Annotated in this window: 5 protein-coding genes; 1 reads left to right on the top strand and 4 read right to left on the bottom strand. The window is 64.9% G+C overall.

The genetic code is table 11. The features are described 5' to 3' along the window. The 3 genes from EN750_RS21305 to EN750_RS21295 all read right to left on the bottom strand — a co-directional run. Positions 1-1,017, bottom strand: a 1,017-nt coding sequence (locus EN750_RS21305) for a tripartite tricarboxylate transporter permease (protein WP_127397557.1), incomplete at its 3' end; no start/stop codon positions are given. Between the two features lie 4 nt (positions 1,018-1,021). Next, on the bottom strand, positions 1,022-1,558 hold the full coding sequence (locus EN750_RS21300) for a tripartite tricarboxylate transporter TctB family protein (RefSeq protein ID WP_127397556.1): 537 nt from the start codon (positions 1,556-1,558) through the stop codon (positions 1,022-1,024). A 122-nt stretch (positions 1,559-1,680) separates the two neighbouring features. Further along, positions 1,681-2,655 (bottom strand): tripartite tricarboxylate transporter substrate-binding protein, encoded by a 975-nt coding sequence (locus EN750_RS21295; protein ID WP_127397555.1) that lies wholly within the window; start codon positions 2,653-2,655, stop codon positions 1,681-1,683. A gap of 179 nt (positions 2,656-2,834) precedes the next feature. Here EN750_RS21295 and EN750_RS21290 point away from each other — a divergent pair, with 179 nt between their 5' ends. After that, positions 2,835-3,605 (top strand): IclR family transcriptional regulator, encoded by a 771-nt coding sequence (locus EN750_RS21290; protein ID WP_127397554.1) that lies wholly within the window; start codon positions 2,835-2,837, stop codon positions 3,603-3,605. Positions 3,606-3,742: 137 nt separating this feature from the next. Here the strand turns inward: EN750_RS21290 and EN750_RS21285 are convergent. Further along, the coding region (locus EN750_RS21285; protein WP_145967814.1) for a GNAT family N-acetyltransferase at positions 3,743-4,155 on the bottom strand (413 nt) is incomplete at its 5' end.

Raw genomic sequence — 4,155 nt, 5'->3', positions numbered from 1 at the left:
CTGGAAGGCCGACAGCATGATCGCCGCGGTCGCGGAGGTCGGCAGGCCAAGCGTCAGCATCGGCACCAGCACGCCGGCGGCGGAGGCATTGTTGGCGGCCTCGGGGCCGGCAACGCCTTCGATGGCGCCGACGGTGCCGAACTCCTCCTTGTGCTTCGACAGCTTCTTTTCGATGGCATAGGACAGGAAGGTCGGGATTTCGGCGCCGCCGGCCGGCATGGCGCCGATCGGGAAGCCGATCGCAGCGCCGCGCAGCCAGGGTTTCCACGAACGCCCCCACTCGGCCGCCGTCATGTAGAGCGAGCCCTTCAGCGGCACGATCTCGTCCTTGCCGGCATAGCGGCGCGAGGCCATGTAGAGCGTCTCGCCGACGGCAAACAGGCCAACCGCGGCAATGATGACATCGACGCCATCAAGCAGTTCGTTCGTGCCGAAGGTGAAGCGTGGCTGGCCGGTCTGCAGGTCTACGCCGATCATGCCGATGACGAAGCCGGCGAACAGGCTGGTCAGGCCGCGTACGGAAGACGAGCCGAGCACCGCCGAAACGGTGATGAAGGCCAGCACCATCAAAGAGAAATATTCGGCCGGACCAAAGGCCAATGCGAATTTGACCACCACCGGCGCCAGGAAAGCGACGCCCATCGTGCCGATCGTGCCGGCGACGAACGAGCCTATCGCGGAGGTGGCGAGTGCCGCGCCGCCGCGCCCGGAGCGCGCCATCCTGTTGCCTTCCAACGCAGTGACGATGGTGGCGCTTTCGCCGGGCGTGTTGAGCAGGATCGACGTCGTCGAACCACCATACATGGCGCCGTAGTAGATGCCGGCGAACAGGATGAAGGATGCTTCCGGCGCCACCTGATAGGTGATCGGCAAAAGCAGCGCGATGGTCAGCGCCGGTCCAAGACCGGGCAGCACGCCGATGGCGGTACCGAGTGTGGTGCCAAGCAGGCACCACAGAAGGTTGACCGGGGTGAAGGCAACCGAGAAGCCATGTGCGAGATGTCCGAGCGTTTCCATGGCGTCAGCCCCTCAACATGGTGATGAACGCATCGATGACCGTGTTCAGCTGGTTCTCGATGAAACCGGCACCGATGTTGACGCCAAGCGCCCTGGCGAAGCCGAAATAGGCGGCCAGCGCCAGGATCAGGCCGAGCACTGCGTCACGCAGCGTGCGCTTGCTGCCGAAGCCGTAGCAGACCAGAACGAACATGATGACGGATGCCGCCGTGAAGCCGAGCGGCCGGATGAGCAGCAGATTGGCGATCAGGCCGATGACGACGAAGCCCATCGCCTTCCAGTCGGTCGGCGTCTCCTTTTCCTCCTCCGGCTGCCAGCCGCCGCGAAGCGCGGCAAGGATGAGCAACAGCGAAAGAACCACCAGGCCGAACATGGTGAGGTAGGGAAAGACGGTCGGGCCGACCTTGGAGTAGAGCGGCGACACCGGGATTGCCAGCGTCTGCCAGGCGACGGCGCCGGCGCAGGCCAGGAGCCCGATGCCTATCAACAATTCCGGCACGGCAAGGCGCAACGGCGCCGCCTGCTGGTCGCTGGTGCTCATCGGTATCCTCCCAAGATGGCCGGCATCCTCCAGCCGGCCGCATCCGCAGTTTCGCCGCATCATATGTCCATGCGGCAGGCGAGATGGGAAGGGGGCGGCACTCTAACCGCCCCCTGAAGACATCAGGCGAGGCCGAGATCCTTGAGGATCGCGGTGATGCGGGCCGTGTCCTCGGTGAGGAATTTTGCGTAGTCATCGCCAGTCAAAAGGATGGGCGTCCAGTTGCGGTTTTTGCATTCGGTTGCCCATGCATCGCTCTTGGCCATGGTCTCGATCATTGTGACCATCGCCGCCTTGTCGGCGTCGGAAACGCCGGGCGGTGCGAAGACGCCGCGCCAGTTGAACAGTTCGACATCGATGCCGGCTTCCTTCAACGTCGGTGCGTCGATGCCGTCCTGACGCTTGTCAGCCGAGATGGCGAGCAGCCGCAGCGCGCCCGCCTTGACCTGCTCGGAGAACTCGCCAAAGCCGGAGATGCCGGCCGCGACCTGGTTGCCGAGCAGCGCCGACAACGCCTCACCGCCGCCGGCGAACGGCACGTAGGACAGGTTTGTCGCCGGCACGCCGACCGTCTTGGCAATCAAGCCGAACAAGATGTGATCCGAGCCGCCGGCGGAGCCGCCGGCGAGGGGAACCTTTGTCGGATCGGCCTTGAGCGCGGCGACGAAATCAGCGGCCGTCTTGAACGGTGACTCCGCCGGCACGACCAGGGCCTCGAACTCGCCGGTGAGGCGGGCGATCGGGGTGACTTGCGTCAGATTGTTCGCGGCCTTGTTGGCAATGATGGCGCCGACCATGACCATGCCGGCAACCATCAGGGAATTGCCTTTGCCGTTCCACTGGCTGATGAATTGCGGCAGCCCGACAGTCCCGCCGGCGCCGCCGACATTGGTGATCTGCGAACCCGAGATCAGCTTTTCACTGCGCAGCACCTGGTCGATCGTGCGCGCCGTCTGGTCCCAGCCGCCACCCGGTGCGGCAGGCACGAAGAGCTGTATCTGGGGCGCGCCTTCGGCGTAAGCGGGAGAAAGATGCGACGTCATCAGCCCGGCACCCACGGCTGCGGTGCTCATCAAAAATCTGCGTCTGTTCAGCATGGGGATTCCTCCAAATCACGACACCTCCTCCGGTGCCCGCCAAAACGCGCCTGCATCCAGACCCGTCATCGATTTCAAGCAGATGTTACGGAGTTCTGTCAACGGAAACGATATTCTACTGGACAGAACGATTTGGCGGCGCGACAGAGTCGCTCGGCTTTCTTCAAACTGGAACCACCATGGACTCGCCAAGCAAATCGGCAGATGGGGAAATAGATCGCACCTCGGCGGACGGTGTTGCCGCGCTTGATCGAGCCATTGCCATCCTCGATGCCTTCACCACGGATGACCGGTCGCTCAGCCTGGCCGAAATCGCGGCGCGCACCGGCCTCTACAAGAGCACCATCCTGCGGCTTGCGAATTCCCTCATGCGCGGACGATTGCTCGAGCGCCTCGACAATGGGCGCTACCGCGTCGGACCCGCGACCTTTCGGCTCGGTGCGCTCTACCAGCGTTCGGTCGTGGCGGTCGATATCCTGCTGCCGATCATGCGCGATCTTTCCGAGCGAAGCTGGGAGAGCGTTGCCTTCTATGTTCGCTCGGGCGACGTCCGCACCTGTCTCTACCGCGTCGAATCCAAGCACCCGATCCGCTACACGATACGCGAAGGCGACGTATTGCCTTTGCTGCTCGGCTCCGGCGGCCGCGTGCTTGCAGCGTTTTCGGGCCAGCAGGGCGAACCGTACGAGACCATCCGCAAGACCTGCAACTGCCTCGCCGTGGGCGACCGCGACCCCGAGACGGGGGGCGTGTCGGCGCCGGTGTTCGGCCCGGGAGGCGTCCTGCTCGGCGCCTTGACCCTGGCTGGACCCAGCACGCGCGTCGACGCGGCATTTCTGCAGCGCATGAAGCGGCCGCTGCTCGAGGCGGCGGCCCGCGCCACCCGCGCCTTCGGCGAGGACGCCTCCATGCTCGAGCGGGCAAGCCTGGCAGCGGACGCCATGCCGTAGAACACGTTCTCGTTGGAAGCCCCGCTCAAGTCAGTTTGACCAGACCACAGCGGTTCTTGGCGCGGCCCGCCTCGTCATCATTGCTGGCGACAGGCGCCATCATGCCGGCGCCGGCAGCTGTCAGCCCGCGGCTCAGGTCACCGCGCCAGCAGGATGGTCGGAGTGTCGTGATAGGTGGTCTTCACCACTTCCCGGTAACCGCACTTCGCAGCCACCCTCAGCGACGCGCCGTTTTCCGGATCGATGATGCAGACGGTCTTCTCGCGCCCGAAAATCTCTTCGCTCCACGCCAGGATGCGGCCAACCACCTCGGTGGCGAAGCCCGCCCCGTGCACGGCCGGAACCAGCGCCCACCCGGCCTCGGGAATGCCTTCGATCGATGGTTCCATGTCGCGCTTCAGGTCGTGAAACCCGGCCTCGCCGATGAAGCGTCCGGTCGCCTTCTCCTCAATCGCCCAGAAGCCATAGCCGAGCAGCGACCACAGGCCGGCGTGACGCAGGAAGCGCATCCAGCTTTCTTCGCGCGTGCGCGGCTTGCCGCCGATGAAGC

Source organism: Mesorhizobium sp. M7A.F.Ca.ET.027.03.2.1 (genome assembly GCF_003999175.1).
In the GTDB taxonomy this organism is placed as follows: Bacteria; Pseudomonadota; Alphaproteobacteria; order Rhizobiales; family Rhizobiaceae; genus Mesorhizobium.
Note: the sequence above shows the minus strand (reverse complement) of the source record. Positions and strands in the feature narration are given on the sequence as shown.

Coding starts and splice junctions, on each gene's coding strand:
- EN750_RS21300 (WP_127397556.1), bottom strand. CDS start 1,558: ATGAGCACCAGCGACCAGCAGGCGGCGCCGTTGCGCCTTGCCGTGCCG.
- EN750_RS21295 (WP_127397555.1), bottom strand. CDS start 2,655: ATGCTGAACAGACGCAGATTTTTGATGAGCACCGCAGCCGTGGGTGCC.
- EN750_RS21290 (WP_127397554.1), top strand. CDS start 2,835: ATGGACTCGCCAAGCAAATCGGCAGATGGGGAAATAGATCGCACCTCG.